This window comes from Weizmannia sp. FSL W8-0401, assembly GCF_038009125.1.
GTDB classification, from domain to species: Bacteria; Bacillota; Bacilli; order Bacillales; family Bacillaceae_C; genus Weizmannia; species Weizmannia coagulans.
On the sequence record NZ_JBBPAG010000001.1, the window covers coordinates 1042633 to 1068333 of the forward strand.

Genomic DNA, 25701 nt, shown 5'->3' on the forward strand with positions numbered 1-25701 from the left:
GCCTAATCTATTGAAACTCGCCCAAAGCCTCAAAAAGTGATAAAATTCTGGCACTTATAATAAGCAAATTTATCCTATTAAAATCAAAAACTCACAATTTCTTTTTATATTTGTCATAATGTTTCTACAAACGTCTTTTTTCTTTAGTGGAATAAATCAACGAACTTTAATTGTCTGAATGCTTACAGTTTCAGGGGATATAGCATTTTGGCAAGGGCTCTACGTGTTTTACCATGTTCCCTACAGTTGTGTGACTAAGACTCACTGCTGTCCACTCTTTTAAAATATCAGCTACTTCCCGATAGGTGTTCTCACTTGCCAACTCTGCCACCTTTAATTCCACTAACGGGCTGTATCGTTGGTATGGTAAAAGCCCTAACCATTCATCCAGAGGATAATGTGAATTCCCTTTCTGGTCATGCATTAGTGAACGTTTAAAGGTCACATTTCCAAATAAAAACTGAATGCTTCTGTTATCACTCCGGCAGTACTCCCAGCCATCCTCCAGCTTTTTTTGCTTAATTGTTTTATCTAACGTCTCAAATATTTCCCCAACCCATTGCGTAAAGGCATTCTGGATCAGAATTTTAACTTGTTCTTCAAATTCAATAAGACTTTTTGTATCCTTTAATAATCTAGCAATTATTGATATAATATCCATAGGAAGACCTCTTTCTAAATGTATTCGCCCACAAGCGTACATTTAAATGATAGAGCGTCTTCCCATTTTTTTCCACCCATCTGCCCTTCGAGTAAAATTTTACACATACTTTTAAAAAAAGAATAGAAATCCTGCCTGAAAAAAGGGGGGCTCCTTCATGCTTATTGTCATCCTTTCTTACGGGACATCGCCCTGTAGCTGGTCGGGGTGGTTTGGTAATGCCTTTTGAACACTTTGCTGAAATAACTGATCTCCCGAAAGCCCAGGCTGTGCGCAATATAAGAAACCGGCAAGTCATCGTTGACAAGCATATCTTTCGCTAGATTCATTTTTTTGCGGTTGACAAAAGAAACAAATGTTTCGCCGGTTTCCTTTTTGAAAAGTTTGCTGAAATAGTACGGGCTTAAATACACATGACCGGCGACTTCTTCCAAAGTGACAGGCTGGTGAATGTGTTTCTGGATATATTTCAGGGCTTGCTTTATTTCTTTCTTGGACCGGGCATGTTTTTTGGCTTGGGCCGCTGGTTCTTTCGCCGGTTTTGCTTCTTCTTCATTTAAAATGGATGGCAAATAGTATGCTGACAAAGTACTTAACACTTCGGCAGAAGCAGATAACTTTTCTAAAGAAAAAACCGGTAGTTTGCTGTAGGCGGCCGCAAAATCATGGCGGGAAGACAGATCAAGCGGTTTTTGCTGCAAAAACTCTTTCACTTGATTTTCATCATCTTCCAGGCGTACCTGCCCGCTAATGATAAAACCATAAAGCGTGTTTTCCCGGCTTTTTACCGGAACTGCAAAATCCGCGAGGCCCGCATGGCACCTGTAAATACACGGCTGCCCGTTTTTCATTGTTTCAAAGCCGCCGCATTTCGCGCATTTTTGGCAGTGTTTCCGGAGATGCGGAACTTGCCGCATGATTTGGCAGACAGGCGGGAATTGATCATCATCCGAAATTTCTTTTCCGTCAATATCCACATAAACCGCTGTGAGGCCGGTCGCAGAAGAAAACATTTCCATTACTTTTCGATCTGTTGTTTGTTTGCCATTTCACAAAACCCCCGTTTTCAAAAAAGCAATCATTTAAGCGGTTGCAAAATTTTGTTCAAAGCTGAACAAAAAAATACAAATGAATCATTTGCCATGCAAAAAGGCGGGAAAGCGCAAACATTGATTTCTAGCCTCATTATAAATGAAAGCGCAACAAAAAAATATCATTTTCCGTATTTTCAACAGAATTTGATGCCGGAATAGGCAAATTTGTGACAAAGGGTTTCTTTATACTTGTATTATAAGGAAACGCATATAAATATTTGTGAAATAAATCACATGAATGATAAGTTTGTGATTTCGGAGGGATATAATATGAAAAAAATAATGGCCATTAATGCAGGCAGTTCTTCATTAAAATTTAAAGTCTTCAATATGCCGGATGAAAGTATTTTAATTGAAGGGGTGTTTGAACGAATCGGATTCGACGCGCCTGAGGTTTCATATAAAATCAACGGTTTCCGCCAAAAAGAAAAACCGCCGATCCACGACCACCGTGACGCTGCGGATTATTTGATTGAAATTCTTTTAGAAAACCGTATTGTCGATGATTTAAATGAAATTTCAGCTGTCGGCCACCGGATCACACATGGCGGTTCTGACTTTTCGGATTCTGCCGTACTGGACCGTACAGTGATTCAAAAAATTGAAAATCTGTGCGAACTGGCACCTTTGCATAATCCGGCTGGGTTGCTCGGAATCAGGGCTTTTATGAAAAGGCTTCCGAAAGCTTGTGCCGTAGCCGTGTTCGATACCGCTTTCCATCAAACGCTTGCACCTGAAACGTATTTGTATCCGGTGCCTTTGAAATTATACAACCAATATCATATCCGGAAATACGGCTTCCATGGAACCAATCATCAGTATGTTGCCAGTGAAGCGGCCCTGCTTCTTGAAAAACCATTGAAAGATTTGAAAATCATTTCCTGCCATTTAGGGAACGGTTCCAGCATTTGCGCAATTCAAGGCGGAAAGTCTGTCAATACTTCAATGGGCTTTACCCCGCTGGCCGGATTGATGATGGGAACGCGTTCCGGTACAATAGATCCTTCCATCCTTCCATTTATCATGAAAAAAACAGGGCACACCATTGATGAAATGATGGATATGTTCAATAGAGAGTCCGGCTTGCTCGGCATTTCCGAGATTTCAAATGATTTCCGCGACGTGGAGCTGGCAGCAAAAGCCCATAATGAGCAGGCGGAATTGGCAATCAAAATGTTTGTGAATCGTGTGACAGAATGTGTCGGCGGTTATGTTGCATTGATGGGCGGGGTGGATGCCATTGTGTTCACGGCAGGGATCGGGGAACATTCTGCCTCCGTCCGGCAAGCAGTGGTGTCCAATTTAGCCTATCTTGGGGCAAAATTGGATTTCCAGTCAAACGAAGAAAACGGGCCGTATATTCATACCCCTGATTCAAAAGTGTCTTTACTGGTCATTCCGGCAAACGAAGAATTGATGATTGCACGGGATACCTGGCGCTTAAGTGAAGGGCAAGCCGCGCGTTTGACCGAAAAACAAATCGTGAGGGTCTGAAAAAGCAGTGATTCAAAAAGGACGATGCGGGAAATCGATCGGCGCATCGTCCTTTTTTTGCCGGAAAATAGCCTGGGCCTGCTGCCTATCCCCAAACTTCCCCGGCAATCTTCACTACATGCGATAGTTTTGCCCATTGTTCTTCCTCAGTGAGCAGATTGCCTTCTTCTGTGGAGGCGAAACCGCATTGCGGGCTGAGACAAAGCTGTTCAAGCGGGACATACTTGGAAGCTTCGCCAATCCGGCGCTTCACATCGTCCGCATTTTCGAGGTCGCCGAATTTGGAAGTGACAAGGCCGAGTACAATTTGCAGGTCTTTCCTTTGCACATGGCGCAAAGGTTCGAATCCGCCGGCGCGGTCGCTGTCATATTCCAGGAAAAAGCCGTCAATATTGAGGCCGTTAAATAGCGTTTCGGCGACCGGTTCATAGCCGCCGGAAGCAATCCATGTCGAACGGAAATTGCCCCGGCAAATGTGCATCGTAACTGTCAAATCATCGGGCCGTCCGCTGACTGCTTCATTTATGGTGCGGGCATAAAGTTTTTCCAGATGGCCCGGATTCACCCCGCGGGCTTTCAACTGTTCTTTTTGTTCATCGGAGCAAAGGTATGCCCATGCTGTATCATCGAGCTGCAAATAGCGGCAGCCGGCATCGTAAAAAGCGGCAATCGCTTTTTTATAAGCTTTTCCGAGATCGTGGAAAAACAAATCTTCATCCGCCCGGTAACGCCCGTATGCAATCTTGCCGCGGAAATGCAGCATGCTCGGGCTTGGAATGGTCATTTTGGGCAAATGGTCCCCGGCAACGCTATGTAAAAATTTATAATCATCAATCATCGGATGGCCGGAAAAATCTAAATCTCCGATTATCCGGATGGAATGCGATTTCGTCTGCTTTTCTTTAAACTGGATGCCGCCCCCGGATTCGTATCCTTCCACACCAGTAAGATTTTCGAGAAAATCAAAATGCCAGTAAGCCCGGCGAAATTCCCCGTCCGTTACCGACTGCAGGCCGATTTCTTTCTGCTTTGCCACAATCCTTTTGATTTCCTCATTTTCTATTTCACGCAGCGCTTCTTTTGTGATTTCGCCTGATTCTTGCCGGCGGCGGGCCTGTTTCAACTTTTCCGGCCTGAGCAGACTCCCGACATGATCGGCGCGGAATGGCGGTATTGCTTTTGCCAATTGTATCCTCCCCTTTCTTGTAAATATTTAGAATGATAGCAAAAAAAGGAAGAAAAGTAAACTGCTTTTTGGCAAAGGAATGTGCCAATTGAAGTTCAATTGTTTTGTGTTTCCGCACAGGGGGCATACACTGCAAGCAAAAGTTCAAGAAGGGGGCCGTGCGCCAGCCAAAAAGTTATTTACAAAAAATTCAAAAATCAAAAGCGATGAGCTCCCGTCCCTATCCCCACCCTAAAAAAATGAAACGATACGGGAATATCAGAAAACCGCAATGCTGTATGAACTGTACTTCGGAAAAAATGCAGATGATTTGGCGGGTGCGGGCAGCTTAAAAGATGCTGCGACGGAAGGCTCGCTGTATTACCTGTTCAACAAGCAGAATATCGCGGATGTGCTTGCCGCTTATATTGCCGGGCAGATTTCAGAGGATGTCCGCGCACAGACGGCAGTATTGAAAAACAAAACGGACGGCTGGCTGCAGCTTGTGGAAGAAACACAACGCCATGCCGATCAAATGGCATCGCAAACCCAGGCTGCCACGGCACAAGCAGAAAATATGAATACCGCCATTGCAGCAACGCTCCAGCAGCTGGATGATTGGCGGCAAACGTCGCTAAATCTTCAAAAAGACAACGAGCAAATGGCTGAAAGCATGGGGAAAGAAGGAACAATGGCCGTTTCCCTCGGGGACCGTCTGACAACGCTGCTTGCAACAAGCGAATCATTAAAAGAAGTATCCGAGCATAACCTGCATGCTGCGGACACCGTTTTTACAACCTTTGATGAAATTGACAAGCAGGCCGGGGACATCAAAACGAGCGGGCAGACTTTGGTTAAACGAGCCAATTCACTTTCTGACAATCTGCTCAACAAGCTTTCGGGCGATGAGAAATTTGCGAAAAATTTCGCAGGTGTATTGGCAAACAGTCGTATCGGCAACCGTCCGAATGAAGATTTGCTGAACTTTTTGTCCAATCCGGTACAGACGAAAAACAGCGGGACGATCGTTGCAAAAGACAGTTTTGTGCCGTACTATCTCGTGCTGATTTTCTTCGTTTCCGCACTGTTTACGGCTTATGTCCTTTCAACGATAGAAAAACGGCGCGCCTCCGGCAGTTCTTTTGAAGAAGAAAAGCCGTTGTATGCGGCCAATATGCCGGCGGCTTTTCTTACAGCCGGCACAGGAATTGCGGAAGGCCTGCTGATTGGCGCAATTTCAGCCGCCTATTTGCATATCGCAGAGGATAAATATCTGCCATGGATCGGATTGTCCGTTGCCATCAGTTTTTCAATGGTGGCTGTTGCCGTATACTTGTTGCGGCAACTGAAGATGGCCGGCATGTTTCTTCTGTTGATGGTGCTTTGCCTGTATTTGTTTCTCACGGATACGCTCGGCATCCACTTTGATCCGGCCTCGGCAGCTGCAATGTGGCAGCGGGTTTCGCCTTTACAGTATATCCAGAACTTGCTTGCTGGGTTTGACAGTCACAATGTGGATTCCGTGCGCTACCTGATTGTACTCGTTTCTGTTGGCTTACTGGCAGAAATCGGCCAGCTGTTTGTTCTGAACCGCTTTACAAAAGCAGGGGAGGCGGAAGAGGACAATGTCCACCAGGCACTTTAATACGGCAATCGCGGCTTTGTTTGCCGCGCTTGCCTTCCATGCTGTGCCGGCTTTTGCATCAGACAGCCTGGAGCACAGCGGAAAGCTGCAGATTGAATCGGGCCGTATCGGGGAAAGCAGCGGGGACCAACAGGAAGTGGAAACCGCGCAGGAAAAAATCGCTCCCGATCTTTTTAAAAAGCAAACGGTCGAAACCGTAAAAGCAAAGCAACAGGCGGAAGCGAAAATCGGCAAACAATTGAAAAAGACTTTGTTTACGGAAAAGACCGGCACGAAACAAACGACTGCAGCCAAAGTGGCCTCATCCCTTTTTTCAAAAGACTACAAAACCGATGCTGCAGACAGGCCGGAAATAAACAACAGGCAGGAAGGCGGGCATGCAGGAATCCTCGCCGGCTCGCTTTTCGGCGCTGTCTGTCTGCTGGCAGGCGGCGCTTATGCCGTATTGCGGAAAGACAGTTGAATTTTCACATCAGCAGTTTGAAGGAGGGTGACGGGATGCCGGCCGGAACACATTTAAATGTAACCGTTGATTTTCAAAAATGGCAAAAAGGAAGGTATGATGTGCGGATTCCCGCCCATCAGCCTGTCCGCCAGCTGCTTTCCCAGCTAATGGATGCCCTTGGGCTGGACGCCGGAGAAACCCGCCCGTTTGCAGTAAAAATCCCGGCTAAAAAACTCGTCATATCGGATGACGACAGGCTTTGGGACTTCCCGGTTGCAAACGGGGATATTCTGGTTGTTTTGTAATGTTTACATATTTGTTTGAAAAGGGGAGCCGGACAGATGGAGGAAAAACTTGTAAAGTTGAATGCCGCAGAAATAAAATACAGCATGGATGGCGGCGTGTGGAAGCTCGAAATGGCAAAATCGCAGACGCGTGTGAAAGATGCCCGGCAGTTAGGCCTTTTGGAAGAAACGATGGACTTGTTTCTCCCGGTTACGGTGGAAGAGGGGGAAGATGTTTTCACTTTTTCATTCCGGACAGAAGGCCTTACCCCATGGGAGAAAGCCATTCGTTTAAGCCGCAGTGAAAAACTCCGCCTGCTACACAATTTGGCGCGGTTCCGGAAATGCTTTGATACGAGATTCATCTGCTTTTTCCATCCTCAAAATCTTGTATTTGATGAAAATCTGATGCCGTTTTGCTTGTACAGGGGGATCCGCGGTGTGCTGCCGCCGTACGAACAGGATGGGGATGAATTTTTGTACCGGTATAAATGCCTCGCAGTTGCATTGTTCTCCAAAAAATACACATATGACGAGCTGTATGCGGGTTCTTTGGAACATGTCAAAGAAACGGAATTTGAACGCCGGGTTGCCGGGATGGAGGATGCCAGGGAGCTTGCCGCATTTCTTTATGAGCAGTACCTCCTGGAAAAGAAAACAGCGGAGCGCACATTGCAAACTGTGCCGAAAAAGCAGTTCCGCCTTTTCAAACGGTTGTCCTATGCGATGATGGCAGCCTGCATCCTGCTTGCCATTCCGCTTTTGTATTTCGCATTTATGAAATTCCCGTTCTAGCAGCATCTTCTCGCGGCGCACCATGATTTTCTTTCCGAAAATTATTCGGGTGTCATCAGCGATTTAAACGACATGAATCCGGAAAAACTGCCTGCTGCCGGGAAATATGTTTTGGCCTATTCCTATGTGAAAACGGAAAACATGGATGATGAGGCGAAAACCAATGTGATGAACAACATCAGCCTGAAAAGCGATCCGGATTATCTGCTGTACTGGATATACAACGGGCGCGGCAATTTAAACAAGTCATTGGATCTCGCACTTTATATGAATGACCCGGTCCTGATCGTCTATGCTTATCTTAAAAAAGAGGAACAGGCCCAGAATGATCCCCATTTAAGCGGTGCGGAAAGGGAAGCAAAAGTGGCGCAATACGAAGAAAAAGCCCAATCCTATGCAAAAAAATACGGCATTCCGATCAATACGGGCGATGCCGCATCGGAAAACGGCACCGGCACGGCGGAAACGGATGGCGCGGCAACCGGGACAGATGCATCCGCCCAGCCGGCAGATGCTGCCAGCAAAGAGGAACCGGCAGCAAAAGATAAAAAACAGGATTCTAAAAAGGATGCAAAGGATACCGGGAATGACAAAAAAGATTCGGCCGGAAAATGAGCGGAGGGAGAAAAATGGCACAACGGATTTTGTATGCGGCATACGGAAACGAATTGCATAAATGCCATTTGAAAGAAAAGGAACCGAAAACGGTCAAAATCGGGGATTTGCAGGAGGCACACATCCATTTTCACGGGCTCGCGGAACCGCTCCTGATCCAATGGGACGGCCGCGCATGCCGGCTGGGCGGGGAAGTGCTCGAAGCGGGCAAACCGTTGGAAATCAGGACAAAAAACGGGGCTGTCCGGTTGTACTTGGGTGTGGAAAAGGCCGGGAATTTATATGAGATTTCCGCAAAGCAGGCTGTGACTTTCGGAACGGGCGGCGGGGATGATGTCCGCCTGCTCCATATCGATGCGGATTTTGTGCTGTTGCGTGAGGGCGCAAGCTTCCGGCTTCAGTTGAACAAGGGGCAAATGTTCCATAACTTTGCGCTTGCAGGCGACGGCGCCGAAATCGAGCCGGGCGACCAGTTGTTTATAGAAGGCATGATTCTCAATATCGGGGAACATGAACTGGAAATGCTCGCTCCGCCGGATACTTTTCACACGGCCCTGGCTCCTTTGTACAGGAGCGAAAACCGGTTGCCGGATGAATATCCGGATTACCACCGCTCGCCAAGAATCATTTACAGGGAGCCGGCGGAAAAACGCAAAATTGCAAAACCGCCTGTAAAGCCGGCCAAACCGAGCGAACAACTGGCACGGGTCATTGTCCCGCCGCTTGTCATGATCGCGGCATTTGTCGTCGTTTCCATTTTTCAGCGCAACGGCTTTTACCTGATTATCATGCTGTCGATGACCGTCGTTACGGTGATTTTTGCCATCACCTCTTATTTGAAAAATTTGCGGCAGTACCGTGCAAATATTAAAGAGCGGGACGAATCTTACAGGGCCTATTTAAAAGAAAAATCGCACGAACTGCATAGAGCGGCGGAAGAGCAACGCCATGCTTTGTTCTACCATTACCCGGATATTGGGAAAATCCGCGATATGGCGCTCCGGGTTGACCCGCGGATTTATGAAAAAACAATGTTTCACCATGATTTTCTGATGTTCAGGGTGGGCACAGGAGATGTCAAATCGAGTTTTCCGATTGAATTTAATCTTGAAGAATTCACCCAGGAGAAAGATGAGCTTGTGGAAGAAGCCCGTAAAATTTGGTCGCAGTATCTGACGCTTGAAAATGTGCCGGTAACCGCCACGCTTGCTGAATGCCCTGTCGGCTACATCGGGCAGCGCCATCTTGTCCTCGAACAGCTGCAGCTCTTGGCGGCGCAAATAGCCTTGTTTCACAGCTACCATGATGTCCAGTTTGTCGCCATTTTTCCGGAAGAAGAAAAAGAAAAATGGGACTGGATGCGCTGGCTGCCGCATGCCGGTTTGCGCGAGATGAACGTGCGCGGTTTTGTCTATCACGAACGGTCCCGTGACCAGGTGCTCAATTCGCTTTACCAGATTTTAAAAGACAGAAAACTAAGCATCGAAGAAAAAGGAAATAAAAACGAAAAAATATATTTTTCACCGCATTTTGTCATTTTTATCACTGATGAAAAGCTGGTTCTGGATCACATCATTATGGAATATTTAAATGAAGATCCGACGGAAATCGGGGTTTCGCTCGTATTTGTCGAAGATGTTTTGCAGTCTTTGCCGGAACATGTGAAAACGGTCATTGATATCCGTGATGCACAATACGGCAATATCATGATTGAAAACGGGGAACTTGTTAACAAACGGTTTAAGCCCGACCATTTCCCTGCAGGCTTTCATAAAGAAGATATTTCGCGGGCACTTGCGCCATTAAACCACCTGCAAAACCTGAAAAACGCCATTCCGGAAAGCGTCACATTCCTTGAAATGTACGGCGTGGAAAAAGTGGAAGATCTTGAAATGGAAGCGCGCTGGGCCCGGAATGAAACATACAAAAGCCTGGCTGTGCCGCTTGGGCTGCGCGGGAAGGAAGATATTGTTCAGCTGAACCTCCATGAAAAAGCGCACGGGCCGCACGGGCTGATCGCCGGCACAACGGGATCCGGGAAATCCGAAATCATTCAATCTTATATTCTCTCGCTTGCTGTGAACTTTCATCCACATGAAGTCGCCTTCCTGCTGATTGACTATAAAGGCGGCGGGATGGAGAATTTATTCCGGAAACTGCCGCATCTTGCCGGCACGATCACAAACCTCGACGGTGCACAGTCAATGAGGGCGCTTGCTTCCATTAAAGCGGAACTTGAGAAACGCCAGCGCCTGTTCGGGGAATACAATGTGAACCATATTAACCAGTATCAAAAACTGTATAAATCGGGGGAAGCAAAAGAACCGATGCCGCATTTGTTTCTGATTTCGGACGAATTTGCCGAACTGAAATCGGAACAGCCCGATTTTATGAAAGAACTCGTGTCGACTGCCCGCATCGGCCGGTCGCTCGGCATCCATTTGATTTTGGCAACACAAAAACCGAGCGGGGTTGTCGACGACCAAATCTGGTCCAACTCGAAATTCAAACTGGCGCTCAAAGTCCAAAACACAAGCGATTCCATGGAAATTTTAAAAACGCCGGATGCTGCAGAGATCACCTTGCCGGGACGCGCCTACTTGCAGGTCGGCAACAATGAAGTCTATGAGTTGTTCCAAAGCGCATGGAGCGGCGCCAACTACGTCCCGGACCAGGACGACCAGGACATGTTGGACACCACGATTTATGCGATCAACGACCTTGGCCAGTACGAACCTATTTCTGCAGACTTAAGCGGACTTGCCAACCAGAAAGAAATCACCAAAGTCCCGACCGAACTCGAGGCCGTCGTCGATTGGATCCATGCCCGCGCCAAAAAACTCGGCATCGCCCAACTACCAAAACCGTGGCTGCCGCCGCTTGAAGAGCGGATCTATCTGCTGGAATTGCATGGGGTGGAGTTTAGGGAAGCTTGGAAAAATGAAAAAACAGATCTTAAGCCGGTAATTGGTTTTGCGGATTTGCCTGCAATGCAAGAGCAAAGAGTACTGCAGCTCAATATGGCGAAAGATGGGCACATTTTGATTTATTCAAGCCCGGGGTATGGAAAATCGACCTTCCTTCAAACAGCGGTAATGGATCTGGCCAGAGTGAACAACCCGGGAAACTTGCATATATATTTACTTGATTTCGGTACAAACGGCTTGCTCCCGTTAAAGGAACTTCCGCATGTTGCTGATACGATCATGATTGATGAAACGGAAAAGATCTCAAAACTGATCCGGCTTACTTCATCGGAGATTAAAAAGCGGAAAAGGCGGCTTAGCCAGTACGGGGTTGCAAACCTGAAAATGTACGAGAAAGCAAGCAAAGAACATGTTCCTAACCTGCTTTTTGTCATAGATAATTATGACGCTGTCAGGGAAGCGGATGATTCGGATGCTTTTGAGAAAATGATTACACAAATTGCCAGGGAAGGAGCAAGTATCGGCCTGCATCTTGTTATTAGCGCCAGCCGGCAAAACGCAATGCAAATGCAAGTATTATCAAATATTAAAATACAAATTCCGTTGTATTTAATAGACCGTACAGATGTCCGTGCCATTGTAGGGAAAACAGATATTGAAATTGAGGAAATACCGGGAAGAGGGATCGTAAAGTTGGATAATCCGATATTGTTCCAAACCGCATTGCCAGCGAGCGGAACGGATACCCTTGCGATCATAGAAAATATTCAAAAAGAAGCAAAGGAAATGGACCGTTTCTGGAGCGGAAAGCGGCCTGCCCCAATTCCGGTGATGCCAGAAGTGCTTGAATTTCCGCAGTTTGCAGCAAATCCGGCTGCAAAGGAATATGCTGAAAAAGGATGGATTCCAATTGGGCTGGAGTTTGAAAATGTAACACCCATTGCGATTGACACGAATGCCAGCGGTCCCTTTCTCTTGATGAGCGACCGGCTGGATGAATTGAGCCGATTGAGAGAATCAGTCACGAAAAATTTGTCACTTATAAAAAATAAGAAGCAAATTATGGTCATTGATTCGGGTGAACAATCTTTGTCACGGATAGCTTCACAGCTCCATGCCTATATTTCGGAGCAGGAAAGCATTGATGCTAGTATAGTTTCATGGACACCCTTTAGTGAAATATAATATTAACGAAGGGATGTGTCCGGATATGGGTAACACAAGCGAAAAACGTAAAAGTTATCATGCTGAATTTAAGGAAATGGTGGTTGAGCTTTATCAAACTGGAACACCAGTAAAACAGATCTGCAGCGAATATGGCCTGTCTGAAACGACAATCTACAAATGGATCAGAAAACAAAAACCGGTTAAGCTGGATGACGGGAGCTCTTTTACCCCGGAAGAATTTCTGAACCTGCAAAAAGAATTGCACCGGCTGAAAGAGGAAAACGAAATCTTAAAAAAAGCTATGGCCATATTCGCAAAGAAGTAGATCAAACCACTGTTATATCCATGATTGACGAGATAAGAGCCAAACACCATTATGACCTTAAAACCATGTGTACGGTCCTTGGCGTGCCGAGAAGTACCTACTATCAATCCAAACAAAAAAAAGAGTCAAAAACAAAACGGGAAAACCGGGAGTTGACAGACAGAATACGAAAAATCCATACGGAAAGCAAGCAGAGGTACGGAGCGCCGAAGATCCGCCATATGCTTGAAAAAGAAGGGCTCAAAGTCAGCCTGAAACGGGTTCAGCGTTTGATGAAGGCTGCAGGCATTTATTCCATTATCAGAAAAAAGTACCGTCCCCATTCCAATAAGGGCAAGATGGAAGAACACGATAACCTGCTGAACCAGGACTTCTCAACGACAACCATCAACGAGAAATGGGTTACGGATATTACGTACATTCATACTTTGAGAGACGGTTGGTGCTACCTGGCTTCCGTAATGGATTTACATTCCAGAAAGATTGTCGGTTACGCTTTTGACCGCCACATGACGACTGAACTGGCTTTAAAGGCAGTAGAAAACGCTTATCAGGCACAACGTCCAGGTCCGGGATTGATCTTGCATTCTGATTTGGGATCCCAGTATACAAGCGAGAAATTTGCAGAATACATGGAAAAGAAGCAGTTCAAACACTCCTTCAGTAAAAAAGGTTGCCCATACGATAACGCCTGCATTGAGTCTTTCCATGCAATTCTGAAAAAGGAAGAGATCTACAGAGTCAACTATTTGAACTTTCAAGCTGCCAGAAGAGCCTTATTCGAATTTATAGAAGGCTGGTACAATCGGAAACGGATTCATAGCTGCTTGGGCTATATGACGCCACAAGAAACAGAAGACAGTATCAAAGGGGCAGCGTAGTGCTCTTCACAATTTTACAAGCATCCGCTTTACATGGAGTGGCGGGGCGTGGTAGGCTTGTTTGCCATGCGAAAGAAATCATTGCCCCTTTCGCCCTTCGCATAACACCACGCCCGCAGAGGCTCCATGTCAAGCGACCAGCGATGTCATGAAAAATATGGCATGAGATCAAAATTAAATTTCACTTATTGGTGTCCAAAATATTGACTTAAATCCACTCAGTAAAAGTGTTCATTTTTATCTAGCAGGAATGGTCTACTTTAGTTTAGCATTCACACACGTTCTAATTTCTTAATATAGGGGATACTTTCTCAATTGCTTTTTGCAATTTTTCGCTATTTTTCCTGTATAGTTCCTTAGCTTCTTTATTTTCGGTTCCAAGGGCAAATGACTCTAAATCGGCCTGGCATTTTTTCATAGTGGCGAGAATCAATGGTCTTTCTTGCGGAGATGGAACTTTAAGCTTATCATCATAAAGATCGACCGTTAATTCGCCATAGGAATTGACCTGTCCAAGAAAAACATTATCGATAGTCACTCCCAGTTTTTCCAGTTCCGTGATTAGCCATCTCCTGCTTCGGCCAATCGTGGTGAGCGGCTCATCCAGTATTTTTCCGTCCATAATAACCGTCTGAGGCTCCTTCACCGTAGCAACCGACATATTCAAATCTTTTGCCGTCAAAGGTTGATTTTCTTTCTTCAATAAGACAGATAAATCTCCCGTTGGCTCTAAAACGGCAAATTCCACATCCGACACCTGAAAAACGTTTTTCTTTCTAAGCAATTCCAACAACTCATCTGTCGAGTATCTTTCCTTTTTTAAATTGTCTTCCATGATTTTTCCATCTTTGATAAAAATCGACCCTTTTCCTTCAATAAAGCCGCGGAACCCTTTGCTCTTTAACGATAACAGGCCCGCCAAAAAAGGGATAGCCGCACAAGTGATGATCGCTATGATCCCCAATGAGATTTTTTGCTCAAGTCCAGTCACAACCTCTGCTCCTATACTCCCGATGGTGATACCATTTACATATTCAAAAAAAGAAAGTTGAGATATTTGTTTTTTCCCCAGCCATTTTGTGATTAAAAAAAGAATAATCATAAACAATATGGACCGTATCACAACATCTAACCAATTGGGCACAACGCAACACCTCCATCAAAAGAATAGGTGATCTTAAAACCCTTTGTACTGAGTTTCTTCTCGTTCCAACTCTCCAACACGGTTTTTGATATCTTCCACCACTTCATGGACGATCATCATCGTTTCATGTAATGTACGTTTTGATTCGTCATCTTGGGTGCGCAATGCTAAACTGGACAGGCTAGCTTCTACCCCTTTAAGGCTGGCCATACATTGTTTCACTGCCGATGCAATGGTCATCGTATCCTCTCCTTACACCTTTTAGTTTTAGGCATCTCCTATTTACATATGAACAGAGAAAATTTTCTAAAAACCGAAAAATGATTTCCCATACAAAAATTGAGATTTTGGTGTCGCAGCCGTTTATTGACAGCTTTTTTGTCCAAAGAAGTCAATATAATAAAAAAGCTTCTTCAGATAAGAAAAATGCCATTTATGGCCCGTTTTCGTATTCAATCGACACAGCATGTGCGATACAAGGAATGGTTTCGTTTTGCTGAAAGGATAAGGGTGATAACAAAGCACCCGTTGCGACCACTAGCATTCGTTTTAACTCCCCTTTTTTCATTCGGTTTAACAAATGGCCGTAAACGACGGTCGCGGAACATCCTGCACCACTCGCTCCAGATAAGACCGGCTGTTCTTCCCGGTAGATCATGAGCCCGCAATCTTGATACTGTTCTTCGCGAATAGGGGTGCCGTGTTTATGAAATAGTTCAAGTGAAATATCATGTCCAATTTGACCAAGGTCTCCTGTCACTATTAAATCATAGTAAGAGGGGTCAACATTTCGTTCTTTTAAATGTGCTTCTATCGTATCCACAGCTGCCGGAGCCATTGCCCCTCCCATATTCAGCGGATCGGTCATCCCCATATCAATAACACGACCAATCGTAGCAGACGTAACCCTAGGACCGTCACCAGCACTGCTTAACAAAGCAGCTCCAGCACCCGTTACCGTCCATTGTGCAGTGGGCGGTTTTTGTCCACCGTATTCCGTTGGATAACGGAACTGCTTTTCAACCGCTGCATTATGACTAGAAGCACCTGTTAACAAATAGTCGGCTCCTTTGTTATTAACAATATAAGCACCAAGAGCCAGTCCCTCCATCGATGTTGAACAGGCTCCGAACAAACCGAGAAAAGGCACTCCTAGCGTGCGCATAGCAAAACTGGTAGGGGTAAGCTGATTAATCAAGTCTCCCCCCAGGAAAAACTGAATTTGCTCTTTTTGAAGACCGGCTTTTTCGATGGCTTTTTGACAGGCTTCTTCTAAAAGGATCTTGTGGGCTTTTTCATAAGAATCTTGACCTAGCCATAAATCGGAATGGAGCAGATCAAAATCTAACGCCAGCATTCCGTTCGCTTCAAAAGGTCCACCAACTGTACCAGTAGAAATAATGGCGGGCTTTTGATCGAAAACCCAAGTACGATGCCCCGTCAACATCAAAAACCACCTCGCTTTATTAAGAATCATGATCATAAACATTGGAATAGCCTGCCCGATAAGGCAAGCTTCATTACAGTTTTTCAGTACTGGTCTTTTTATCTGATTCAGATATTCGGTATATCCTAAACTATATCAATTGTTGTTTTGCCGTTTAGATACATGTACTCATTACGTTTCGTTTAAAGGTGTAAAAAAGGTTGGTTGATCCAACCAACCTTTTTATCTAATTTGTACATTATTGTTGTTTGTATTGAGGTTCTTCTTGTTCAATTTGTTGAACACGAGCAGAAAGGCTGTCAACTAGTTGCTGTGTTTGTTTGGCAGCAACTTGATAAAGTTGTTTAGCTTGTTGATTATCGGTTCCTAGTGCAAAGGTTTCGAAGCTCGCTTGTGCACTTTTTAATCCGGCTAGAGTTTGTTTCACTTGACTGATGATAGTCATGGGTGATTCCTCCTTCAATTTAAGTTACACTTTTAGAATGATAAAAAAGATCTTTTTTTATGCTTTCCAATTTTATCCATATATAAAGATACTTGTGGATTAAATTCCTTTCATATCCTATATAACTTAGTTCAACCCGTTTAAACTCCCTGAAAGGCATCGCAATGGGTTCGAAAAAACGAAAACAGGCAAAGAATCTAATTTGAAGGCAGCATCCTGACAATGCAGATAAAATTCGCCTATCATTTGTATGTAGGAATAGGATAGTCTTTGAACAGCCAAACACAAGCTATTTCTTTTGGTACAAAAAATGAGAAAGCCAAAGAAAGAAGATAAGGAAAGAGCGAAAAGCTGTGGAGATATTTAATTCGGGCTTGCTGAATAAGCAAAAATTCCAGATTTGACAAGGATTTTGGCTACTTTTGTCGAATATAAAGTGTAAGGATTTCAAAGGAAACACGTAAAAAACCTTGCACTTGGAGGCTGTTACGATGTACAAAAAGACCGAACATCAATTAACTTTTGTAGATGATTTTTTTCTACCATTCGGTGGGAAATGAAATAAAGAAAATCGCTGGGTCCGTCTTGCTGAAATGATTCCTTGGTGGATGGCCGAAGAAAAGTATGCCAAGTCCTTCAAGAAGAAATTCAAAGGCGAAAAGGCTTATTCTGTCAGAATCGCTCTTGGGGCTCTTTATATCAAAGAACGGCTTGGGCTGTCTGACCGGGAAACAGTCGAACAGATCACAGAAAACCCGTATCTTCAGTATTTTATCGGCTTGCCTGAATTCCAGGAAAAAGCCCCATTCGACCATTCTCTGATGACTCGTTTTAGAAAACGTTTGGGCGCAAATATCATCAACGAACTGAATGAATGGATCGTTCTGGAAGAACAAAAACGCCAATTGGAAGAAGCATCTAAGGAAAACGACAACAATGATGATCAGGATCACGACGATGACGATCATGATAATGAAGATCGTAATGATCATGATCATGATCATGATCGTGGCGATCTTCAGCCTCCCGGTTCCGATTCAGAAAAGCATTCAACTGAATCGGCTTCTCCCAAAACGAAGAACAGAGGAAAGCTCATTTTGGACGCAACCTGTGCACCGGCTGATATTGCTTACCCTACAGACCTCGGGTTGTTGAACGAAGCCCGTGAGAAATTGGAACATATCATTGATGTCCTGCATGAACCACACAAAGGGAAATTACGTAAGCCACGGACCTACAGAAAAAGAGCCCGCAAGGACTATCTTTCTGTCGCTAAGCAACGTAAAGCTGGCGCCCGGAAAATCCGGAAAGCTGTAGGCAAACAGCTCGGATATGTGAAACGAGATCTGGAGATCATTAAAAATCTTGTTTCCCAAAGCTCTCTGTCTCTTTTAAGCAAAGATGAATACAGGCAACTTCTCGTGATTCATGAACTTTACCGCCAACAGGCAGAAATGTACAAAAAGAAAACACACCGGGTTGACCACCGGATTGTAAGCATTTCCCAGCCACATGTCCGTCCAATTGTGCGCGGCAAGGCAAAAGCGAACGTGGAGTTCGGTTCAAAAGTCGCCATCAGTGTCGTAGATGGTTATGCCTTGATTGAGCACCTCGACTGGGAAAATTACAATGAAGGGACCACTCTCAAGGAATCTGTTGAAAACTACTACAACCGGTTCGGATTTTATCCGGAAGCGATCTTGGCAGATAAAATTTACCGAAACCGTAATAATCTGGCATACTGCAAATCTCTTGGCATTCGTCTGAGTGGGCCAAGGTTAGGACGCCCATCCAGAACGGAAGACAAAACCTTGGAACGCGTCGCAAGGCAGGATGCCTCTGAACGTAATGCCGTTGAAGGCAAATTTGGCGAAGGCAAGCGCAAGTATGGGCTGGGCCTTATTCGAGCACGCCTTCAGGAGACCAGCGAAACAGTAGTAGCCCTTCAATTCCTCATACTGAATCTGGAGCGCAAGCTCAGGGTTCTTTTTTTGAAATTTTTACATAACACTATTTTATATTTTGATAATCGGAATTTGGCTTGTATCTGACCAAATTTGATTCGTTCAGCAAGCCCTAAATATGGTTTTTCGATGGACAAGATTCCAACAGATTCTTTCGGGGCAAATCATATGGATCTTCTGATTAAATTACTGGCGTACAATTTATTCGAGATCTTTAAAAAGGACCATTGCCCGGCTGCGTTCAAGTCCTATACCATCAGGCGGTTTCGAAGAGAGTTTATTTATTCGGCCGGCGTGCTGACGTCTCACAGCCGGAGGGTCTCATTGAACATTTGTGAGACATATGCCCACAAATGGGCATTCCGGAAAATGATTCAAAGTGTGCGCATGATTGATTGAGAGACAGGAACTGAATACTGGAAATTAAAAAGCCCGCAAAGGGGGGGGAGGGGAAAATATACCTTCAACCACCTGAAATTATAGATTTGATTCCATATTTTACATTTACTTCCACGTGTGTGGATTTTAGCTATCAAATCGCTGCACTTTCGTAATTTGGGTTTATTTTATATATGAGGAAAGTTGTTGTCTATGAGATGAGGGCGGATGAGTTCCCCTTATTTCAAAAATTCGCGAGAAAATTTGATTTGGACATCAAGTATATTGATGATGTGTTAACCCCTGAAACGGCAATGGAAGCAAAAGGCGCTGAAGCGTGACGATCCTTGGGAATTATCCGGTCGGCTCCGGGACTTTCAAGGCTTTAAGGGATGTCGGCGTGAAGTATATCGGCCTGAGGACTGCAGGATATAATCATATCGATCAGGAAGCCGCAAAAGCATATGGCATCCGTTTTTCGAATGTGGCGTATTCGCCTTATTGCGTGGCCGATTTTGCAACGATGCTGATTTTGATGTGTGTGCGGAAAGCAAACCAGATCTTAAGCCGTGTCGAGGCACAGGATTTTTCTGTGGAAGGGATTCAGGGCAGGGAAATGCGCAACTTAACGATCGGGATTATTGGCGCCGGCAGAATCGGCAGCATTGTTGCAAAAAATTTGTCCGGTTTTGGCTGCAACCTCATTGCACACGATACTGTTGAAAGGGATGAATTGCGCGGCATCCTGAAATATGTATCGTTGGATGAACTGCTGGAGGAAAGCGATGTGATTACCATCCACACCCCCTTGTTTGAAAGTACATACCATATGATTAACCAGGATCGTATTGCAAAAATAAAGGACGGCGTATGCATCATCAATTGTTCCCATGGTGCTGAAGTGGATACGTATGCGCTCATCGCCGGGATTGAGGCGGGGAAAGCCGGCGCTGCCGGGATTGATGTGCTGGAGGATGAGGAAGGAATTTTTCATTATGACCGCCGCACGGATATTTTGGACCACCGTCAGCTGGCCGTTCTGAGATCTTTTCCCAATGTGATCGTCACACCGCACACTGCGTTTTACACCGATCAGGCGGTTAGCGATATGGTGGAGATGGCGCTTACATCGCTTGTATCCTTTATGGAGACGGGGAAGAGCAGGTGGGAGATAAAAGTATGAAGAACATAAGCAGCTTTTTTATAATTGTGAGACAAAAATAGAAGTATTTAAGCACATATTGAATGACCATTTTACAGCATTGTTGTTGGCCTGATCCGTTGAAATAATGGGGGTAAGCTGATTTTTTGCGTTAATTTTTCGATTATGGTAAACTAATTAATAAATCGTTCAAAAAAGCTGTTGAGCGCTGTCCGGTTACTCATCCGTGATGTGTCCCGTCTTTAACGGCATTATAACCCACTTTCACTATTTAAGGTATAAAGAAGATAGGTGGGGAAACCAGTTGCCTGTAAAAATCTTTAGAGGCGCCTTAAGCCTCCGTTTCCCGTCCGCCACAGTCCATCTTAAGCCCTTTTTCACTTTGCTTACTGCACACTTGCCCGCTATCTTCGAGTTGTTTATCAATTTCTTGCACTTCATATGCCTGCCATCTATTCGGTGGTTTTTCTGGAAATATTAGCAGAAATGCCGAAGTATCGACGAGTGGTTTTTGAATTTCAATGATGATTCCCATTGCATTCGTCTGCGGGTTTTTGAAAAAGAAAACCAAAACAAATGCCGGAAGATGAAAAAATCTTTTATCAATGCAAGTATCAAAAAAACGAATCTTTATAGAAGGGAAGACAGATGCCGAAAACTATCATATAAGGAGTAGATTTGAAAAATGGTATTTAACAAGAAAAAAATTAACATCGTTAATATTCGACAAACGAAAAAAAGTGTGTTTGCTACGGGAGTAGGAAACGCGATGGAATGGTTTGATTTTGGCTTGTATTCTTATTTAGCGGTCATTATCAGCCAGAACTTTTTTAGTGCCGTGGAGAATGACGAGCTGAAATTAATCTTTACATTTGCCACATTTGCGATTGCCTTTTTAATGCGCCCTTTAGGCGGGATTATATTCGGCAGAATCGGAGATAAATATGGAAGAAAAGTCGTTTTAACCATCACGATTATTTTGATGGCCTTTTCCACACTCCTAATCGGTTTATTACCTACGTATGATCAAATTGGAATATGGGCCCCGGTGTTCTTATTAGTAGCCAGAATTATTCAGGGCTTTTCAACTGGCGGCGAATATGCCGGCGCCATGGTCTATATTGCAGAATCTTCCCCGGACAATAAGCGTAATGTGCTTGGAAGCGGACTGGAAATCGGTACGCTTGCCGGCTATATATTAGCTTCACTCCTTGCCAGTGCGCTCTTCATCACGCTAACTGACCAGCAGATGGTCACATGGGGCTGGCGAATTCCATTTTTGCTTGGCTTGCCTTTAGGGCTGGTTGGGTTTTACTTGAGAGCCCATTTAGAGGAAACACCCATTTTTGAAAATGAACTTTCCGAGGAAGGTATCCAGGAGGAAAGCTTCCTTTCGATTTTAAAAAACCATAAAAAGGACATTCTGGTATGTTTCGTATCTGTCGCATTCTTTAATGTTACAAACTATATGTTATTATCCTACATGCCATCGTATTTAGATGAGGTTATTGGTTTATCCGGTACAGCAGGGACGGTATTGATTACGCTGATTATGGTGATTATGGTCCCGCTTGCCTTATTGTTTGGGAAGCTCAGCGACAAAATTGGAAACAAGACGGTTTTAATCATGGGCTTGGGCGGGTTAACATTATTATCTGTCCTTGCATTTTACTTCATCAATATGAAGTCAATTATATTCATCTTTTTCGGCATTCTCATTTTGGGTATCCTGCTTTCAACTTATGAAGGTACGATGCCTGGTACTTTGCCAACAATGTTCTACACGGATATTCGGTACAGAACACTGGCTGTGACGTTTAATGTTTCTGTATCATTATTTGGCGGCACTACCCCGCTCATCTCAACATGGCTGGTCCACCAAACCGGCAATGCCTTGGCGCCTGCTTTCTATCTGACAATCTTTAGCTTTATCGGCTTTTTCGTCATACTATTCTTATTCCGCAGTACTTCCGGAAAATCTCTAAAGGGTTCGTACCCAACGGTGGCGACGAAGACGGAGTATAAAGAAGCTGTAGAAAATCCAAGGCATTCATTGTGGTGGCTGATGGAAAAAACAAGAAGAAAATAAGCACCTGTACAATTAAACGGCTGTAGGGAATTTGCATTACTTTATTTGCCGGAGATGGCAGGGCATGCCGGCTTTTTCCGGGTCCCGGCTCAGCCTTTAAACAGAAAAAGCGCCAAAAAATTTGGCGCTTTTTCTGTTGGCCAAGGCCCTTAATATTTGGCTGGAAGCGTTAAAAAACTGCAGAAAAGATTTTCTGCAGTTTTTTTACAATCAGGATGACATTGCCATGCTGCCGTTAATATGGATGCACTGCCCATTGTACCGTCCGGAAGGAATATAATTTTGTAAAACCATGGATCAACTGGCCGGTTATATGATCCCTTTCTCTTTTTGAAAACCCATTTTGCCTGTCTGTGCGGCATGGACTGGGAACCCCGGCCGATTTTGAAAGCCATCCATTTTAAGTGGCGGGGGAAATCTGCAAACGCGGTTAATTTTAAACACGTGCCTGTAAAACATCTCCTGTTGGCATTGCCGGAGATGTTTTTTGCCGTTCATTATCTGTGCGGGTGCTTCATTCCTATTCTGTGACCGCCAACTTCACCGTGCCAATTCCTTCAAATTTTCCGCTGTATGTTCCGGCTTCCAGCGGCTTCGGCAGGACAAATGTGCCGGATGAGACAAACATGCCCGGTTCAAGCGCTGCCTGGTGTTCGCCCAGTTTTTTCAGCAGCCATTTTACGGCATGAAGCGGATGCCCCATGACAGCTGAAGATTTGCCTTCATCGAGCACTTTACCGTTAAGGAGCAATTGGCCATGGATATCATCAATATCGCGATATGTATAATCTTTGGCTTCCCCAAAAGCCACTTTTCCGCCGACAGCCCCGTCTGCGCAAACTTGTTCTTTTGGCATTTTAGGGAACCAGTCCTTGAATCGGGAATCAGGAATTTCCAATCCCGGCGCAACTTGTGTCTTTTGGATGATTTCTGCTTCAGACGCGTCTGCCGTAAGTCGCTCCTTTACAAGAAAAACCAATTCCAATTCGATCAATGGATGAAGCGTATCTTTGCTCAGGGATATATGGTTTGCCACTTGTTGATCTGTCAACTCGCCGTACAATGGTTCGCGTGCATCGAATAATGCCTGTGTTTCAGGGCTTGTCATGCTGATCTTATAACCTTTTAACGTTTCATGGTTTTCTTTTTTTGCTGCAGTAAAAGCATGCTGCATCCGGTAAGCCTCATCTAAATCGATGCCTGACGGAAAAATATCCTTGTTCAGCGCTTTTCCATTTTTGTAAGCATCATACAAAGTATTTAAAAAAGCTTCCTTTAACATCGCCAAACCACCTTCACCAAAATTTTTATATTTATATAATTTATCTATCATTTTAACACTTTTTGGGAGCGATAGACAAAATTTTTTTGGAATGGGCATTTTTCGGAATAAGAGAGAAATAAAGAGGGAGAGGGGGGACTTAAGCATAGTGGGGAAGGAAACGTTAAAAATTCCGGTTTAACCAGGGCCGGGCATTTCAAAAGTGCGGCCCTGGTTGTTAGTGTGCAAGCAGCTGCCGGTAGGACAGGGGGTCTTTTACTAAATCTTCCAGTGTATATTTGTCGAGCACCCGGAGATAAGCGTTGAGGGCTTCGTTTAAAACATGCTTTAATCCGCAAACAGGGGAGATGATACAGGCAGAGGCTCCATCTTCCATACATTCCACTAGTTTAAAATCATCTTCTGTTATGCGGATCAGTTTTCCAACATTAATTTCGCGGGGATGTTTGTTCAGGCATATGCCGCCTCCCCTTCCGCGTACTGTTTTCACCAGCCCGAGCTGGCTTAACTCGTATGTGATTTTCATTAAATGATTTTTTGAAATGTTGTAGGCATCCGCGATTTCTTTGATGCTGGCTAATTTTCCTTCCTCCAATGAAGCGAGATAGATTAATTCGCGCAAAGCATAATCAGAGTAATGGGTTAAACGCATTGATATCACCTGCCAACCCCATTATACCTGTTCCCGCCGAAAATGGCGTTCATTTTTTTCCTTTCCGGAAAATGTGACAACATTATTAAAGATATATTTAAAATATTGCTTTAAAAACGAAGAAGCACTATCTTAAAGATATATTTTAAATACTACTATTTGGAGAGTGAAAATCATGTTATCGCAGAAAACCATTGAGATCGTAAAATCAACTGTGCCCGTATTAAAAACACAGGGGACGGACATTACTACATACTTCTATAAAACGATGTTTGCCGCACACCCCGAGCTGCTGAATATTTTTAATCAAACGAATCAGTCACAGGGAAGGCAGCAAACAGCACTTGCCAATGCTGTATTAGCGGCTGCTTCTTATATTGACCATTTGGAAACGATCTTGCCGGTTGTGGAACAAATTGCGCACAAACACCGGAGCCTGGGCATTCAACCGGAGCAATATCCAATTGTCGGGGAATTTCTACTGAAAGCCATTAAAGCTGTATTAGGAGATGCGGCCACGGAAGAGGTTTTGCAGGCATGGGCTGAAGCATATGGGGCCATTGCCGACGTTTTCATTCAAGTAGAGAAAAAAATGTACCGGGAAGCGGAAACCAAAAGAGGAGGATGGGAAGGCTTTAAACCGTTCACAGTTGTAAAAAAAGTAAAAGAAAGCAATGCCATTACGTCCTTTTATTTAAAACCGGCGGACGGGGGCCCGGTGCCGTCCTATCTTCCGGGGCAGTATCTTACGCTGAGAGTAAAAATTCCGGGTGAGACATACTTGTTTAACCGCCAGTACAGCCTTTCATGCGGGCCGGGACATGAGTACTTCCGGATTTCGGTGAAACGGGAAGCAGATCATGAACCGAATGGAAAGGTGTCAACGTATTTACATGATCAAGTCAAAGTGGGGAATGAGCTTGAGATCAGCGTACCGGCCGGCGTCTTCACACTTGCCGATGAACCAGCACCGGTTGCCCTGATCAGCGGCGGGGTCGGCCTGACGCCGCTGATGAGCATGCTGGAAGCTTTAGCGGATGCCGGCTCTAAACGCGAAATCCATTTTATTCATGCTGCCCGCAATGAAGATTTCCATGCTTTTAAAGCGGAAGCAAAACACCATATTGAAAAGCTTGAAAACGGGCATTATTATTTCGGGTACGGGCATCCCCTTTATGAAAACAGCGGCTGCGATTTCACAGGCCATCTTTCCAAAGCATTTTTGGAAAAGGTGGTAACTGCGCAAACGGTTTGTTATATTTGCGGTCCGGTCCCATTTTTGAAAAATACGGTGCAAATTTTAACTGAGCTTGGCGTGGCCAAAGAAAATATCCGCTATGAATTTTTTGGGCCGGCAATCGAACTGGCTCCGGCTGCAGCCGTTTAAACGAGCGGGGGGAAGAGTGAAAGGCTCATTTTTTCATGCCGGGACATCGTTTTCGGCCAGAACCAGCAACTTTTTGGACGGGACAGCGGATTTTCAAGAGAGGATAAATCCTCGCGTTTTTAAAGCGGGAAAAAGGGGCTGTCCCATTTTGGCTCGTGCGCTGATGATCGTTGAAATTCATGAAACGCTTGCGGGAATAGTGGCTGAATTTCACCATCATAAACACCAAACTGGATCATCCTTTCAAAATGAA

The 25701-nt window shown here is 44.6% G+C and carries 19 protein-coding genes and 4 pseudogenes; 13 read left to right on the top strand and 10 right to left on the bottom strand.

Annotation, left to right across the window (positions count from 1 at the left end; genetic code table 11):
• Nucleotides 1-220 precede the first annotated feature (220 nt).
• Both NSU00_RS04850 and NSU00_RS04855 read right to left on the bottom strand, forming a co-directional pair.
• Nucleotides 221-661, bottom strand: a pseudogene (locus tag NSU00_RS04850) (UPF0236 family transposase-like protein); the annotation flags it as partial.
• 167 nt (nt 662-828) lie between these two features.
• Entirely contained in the window at nt 829-1674 is an 846-nt protein-coding gene (locus NSU00_RS04855; RefSeq protein ID WP_340703499.1) for a PocR ligand-binding domain-containing protein, read from the bottom strand.
• 351 nt (nt 1675-2025) lie between these two features.
• Between NSU00_RS04855 and NSU00_RS04860 the strand changes: the two genes are divergently transcribed.
• Complete coding sequence (locus NSU00_RS04860; RefSeq protein ID WP_328005257.1) at nt 2026-3249, top strand: acetate/propionate family kinase; 1224 nt, start codon at nt 2026-2028, stop codon at nt 3247-3249.
• 85 nt (nt 3250-3334) lie between these two features.
• Here NSU00_RS04860 and NSU00_RS04865 read toward each other — a convergent pair whose 3' ends face one another.
• Nucleotides 3335-4435, bottom strand: coding sequence for a 5-methyltetrahydropteroyltriglutamate--homocysteine S-methyltransferase (locus NSU00_RS04865; RefSeq protein ID WP_061575489.1), 1101 nt, complete (start codon nt 4433-4435; stop codon nt 3335-3337).
• Between the two features lie 271 nt (nt 4436-4706).
• Between NSU00_RS04865 and NSU00_RS04870 the strand changes: the two genes are divergently transcribed.
• From NSU00_RS04870 to NSU00_RS04895, 6 genes and pseudogenes are all read left to right on the top strand, one after another.
• Nucleotides 4707-6059 (top strand): hypothetical protein, encoded by a 1353-nt coding sequence (locus NSU00_RS04870; protein ID WP_340703500.1) that lies wholly within the window; start codon nt 4707-4709, stop codon nt 6057-6059.
• A complete protein-coding gene (gene essA, locus NSU00_RS04875; RefSeq protein WP_340703501.1) occupies nt 6040-6522 on the top strand; it encodes a type VII secretion protein EssA in 483 nt (160 codons plus the stop codon). Before NSU00_RS04870 ends, essA begins: the two co-directional genes overlap by 20 nt.
• Nucleotides 6523-6557: 35 nt before the next feature.
• Nucleotides 6558-6809, top strand: coding sequence for an EsaB/YukD family protein (locus tag NSU00_RS04880; RefSeq protein ID WP_029141777.1), 252 nt, complete (start codon nt 6558-6560; stop codon nt 6807-6809).
• A 111-nt stretch (nt 6810-6920) separates the two neighbouring features.
• Nucleotides 6921-8198 (top strand): annotated as a pseudogene (gene essB / locus NSU00_RS04885) (type VII secretion protein EssB).
• 14 nt (nt 8199-8212) lie between these two features.
• Entirely contained in the window at nt 8213-12310 is a 4098-nt protein-coding gene (gene essC, locus NSU00_RS04890; RefSeq protein WP_340703502.1) for a type VII secretion protein EssC, read from the top strand.
• A 25-nt stretch (nt 12311-12335) separates the two neighbouring features.
• Nucleotides 12336-13498, top strand: a protein-coding gene (locus NSU00_RS04895; protein WP_371862244.1) for an IS3 family transposase whose coding sequence is annotated in 2 segments (ribosomal slippage) — nt 12336-12579 and nt 12579-13498 — 1164 coding nt in all. Because the reading frame shifts where the segments join, the coding sequence is not laid out codon by codon here.
• A 283-nt stretch (nt 13499-13781) separates the two neighbouring features.
• Here the strand turns inward: NSU00_RS04895 and NSU00_RS04900 are convergent.
• The 4 genes from NSU00_RS04900 to NSU00_RS04915 all read right to left on the bottom strand — a co-directional run bounded on the left by NSU00_RS04900 (nt 13782) and on the right by NSU00_RS04915 (nt 16534).
• The gene (locus tag NSU00_RS04900; protein WP_003353237.1) at nt 13782-14642 is read right to left on the bottom strand and encodes a DUF421 domain-containing protein; all 861 of its coding nucleotides are present in this window, start codon (nt 14640-14642) and stop codon (nt 13782-13784) included.
• Between the two features lie 33 nt (nt 14643-14675).
• Nucleotides 14676-14882: a DUF1657 domain-containing protein gene (locus NSU00_RS04905; protein ID WP_340703503.1), complete on the bottom strand. Its 207-nt coding sequence runs from the start codon at nt 14880-14882 to the stop codon at nt 14676-14678.
• Nucleotides 14883-15075: 193 nt separating this feature from the next.
• A complete protein-coding gene (spoVAD, locus tag NSU00_RS04910; RefSeq protein ID WP_042512570.1) occupies nt 15076-16089 on the bottom strand; it encodes a stage V sporulation protein AD in 1014 nt (337 codons plus the stop codon).
• A gap of 238 nt (nt 16090-16327) precedes the next feature.
• Complete coding sequence (locus NSU00_RS04915; protein ID WP_035180367.1) at nt 16328-16534, bottom strand: DUF1657 domain-containing protein; 207 nt, start codon at nt 16532-16534, stop codon at nt 16328-16330.
• Nucleotides 16535-17025: 491 nt separating this feature from the next.
• On the opposite strand from NSU00_RS04915, the pseudogene NSU00_RS04920 reads away from it, so the two are divergent.
• The 4 genes and pseudogenes from NSU00_RS04920 to NSU00_RS04935 all read left to right on the top strand — a co-directional run bounded on the left by NSU00_RS04920 (nt 17026) and on the right by NSU00_RS04935 (nt 20059).
• Nucleotides 17026-18585, top strand: a pseudogene (locus NSU00_RS04920) (IS5 family transposase).
• Between the two features lie 27 nt (nt 18586-18612).
• Nucleotides 18613-18897, top strand: a pseudogene (locus NSU00_RS04925) (transposase); the annotation flags it as partial.
• Between the two features lie 173 nt (nt 18898-19070).
• Complete coding sequence (locus NSU00_RS04930; protein WP_340702466.1) at nt 19071-19217, top strand: hypothetical protein; 147 nt, start codon at nt 19071-19073, stop codon at nt 19215-19217.
• Complete coding sequence (locus NSU00_RS04935) at nt 19214-20059, top strand: NAD(P)-dependent oxidoreductase (RefSeq protein WP_340702467.1); 846 nt, start codon at nt 19214-19216, stop codon at nt 20057-20059. The genes NSU00_RS04930 and NSU00_RS04935 overlap by 4 nt, the downstream gene beginning before the upstream one ends.
• 310 nt (nt 20060-20369) lie before the next feature.
• On the opposite strand, the gene NSU00_RS04940 is transcribed toward NSU00_RS04935, so the two are convergent.
• Nucleotides 20370-20573 carry a hypothetical protein gene (locus tag NSU00_RS04940; RefSeq protein ID WP_061575443.1) on the bottom strand — a complete coding sequence of 68 codons (204 nt, stop codon included), beginning with the start codon at nt 20571-20573 and terminating at the stop codon, nt 20370-20372.
• A gap of 150 nt (nt 20574-20723) precedes the next feature.
• Between NSU00_RS04940 and NSU00_RS04945 the strand changes: the two genes are divergently transcribed.
• Nucleotides 20724-22127, top strand: a complete 1404-nt coding sequence (locus tag NSU00_RS04945) for an MFS transporter (protein ID WP_340702468.1) — start codon at nt 20724-20726, stop codon at nt 22125-22127.
• A 520-nt stretch (nt 22128-22647) separates the two neighbouring features.
• Here NSU00_RS04945 and NSU00_RS04950 read toward each other — a convergent pair.
• Nucleotides 22648-23409 (bottom strand): 2-keto-4-pentenoate hydratase, encoded by a 762-nt coding sequence (locus tag NSU00_RS04950; RefSeq protein WP_061574895.1) that lies wholly within the window; start codon nt 23407-23409, stop codon nt 22648-22650.
• Between the two features lie 217 nt (nt 23410-23626).
• Nucleotides 23627-24061, bottom strand: a complete 435-nt coding sequence (locus NSU00_RS04955; RefSeq protein WP_019721881.1) for an Rrf2 family transcriptional regulator — start codon at nt 24059-24061, stop codon at nt 23627-23629.
• 175 nt (nt 24062-24236) lie between these two features.
• Between NSU00_RS04955 and hmpA the strand changes: the two genes are divergently transcribed.
• Nucleotides 24237-25448 carry an NO-inducible flavohemoprotein gene (gene hmpA, locus NSU00_RS04960; RefSeq protein ID WP_328197942.1) on the top strand — a complete coding sequence of 404 codons (1212 nt, stop codon included), beginning with the start codon at nt 24237-24239 and terminating at the stop codon, nt 25446-25448.
• Nucleotides 25449-25701 lie beyond the last annotated feature (253 nt).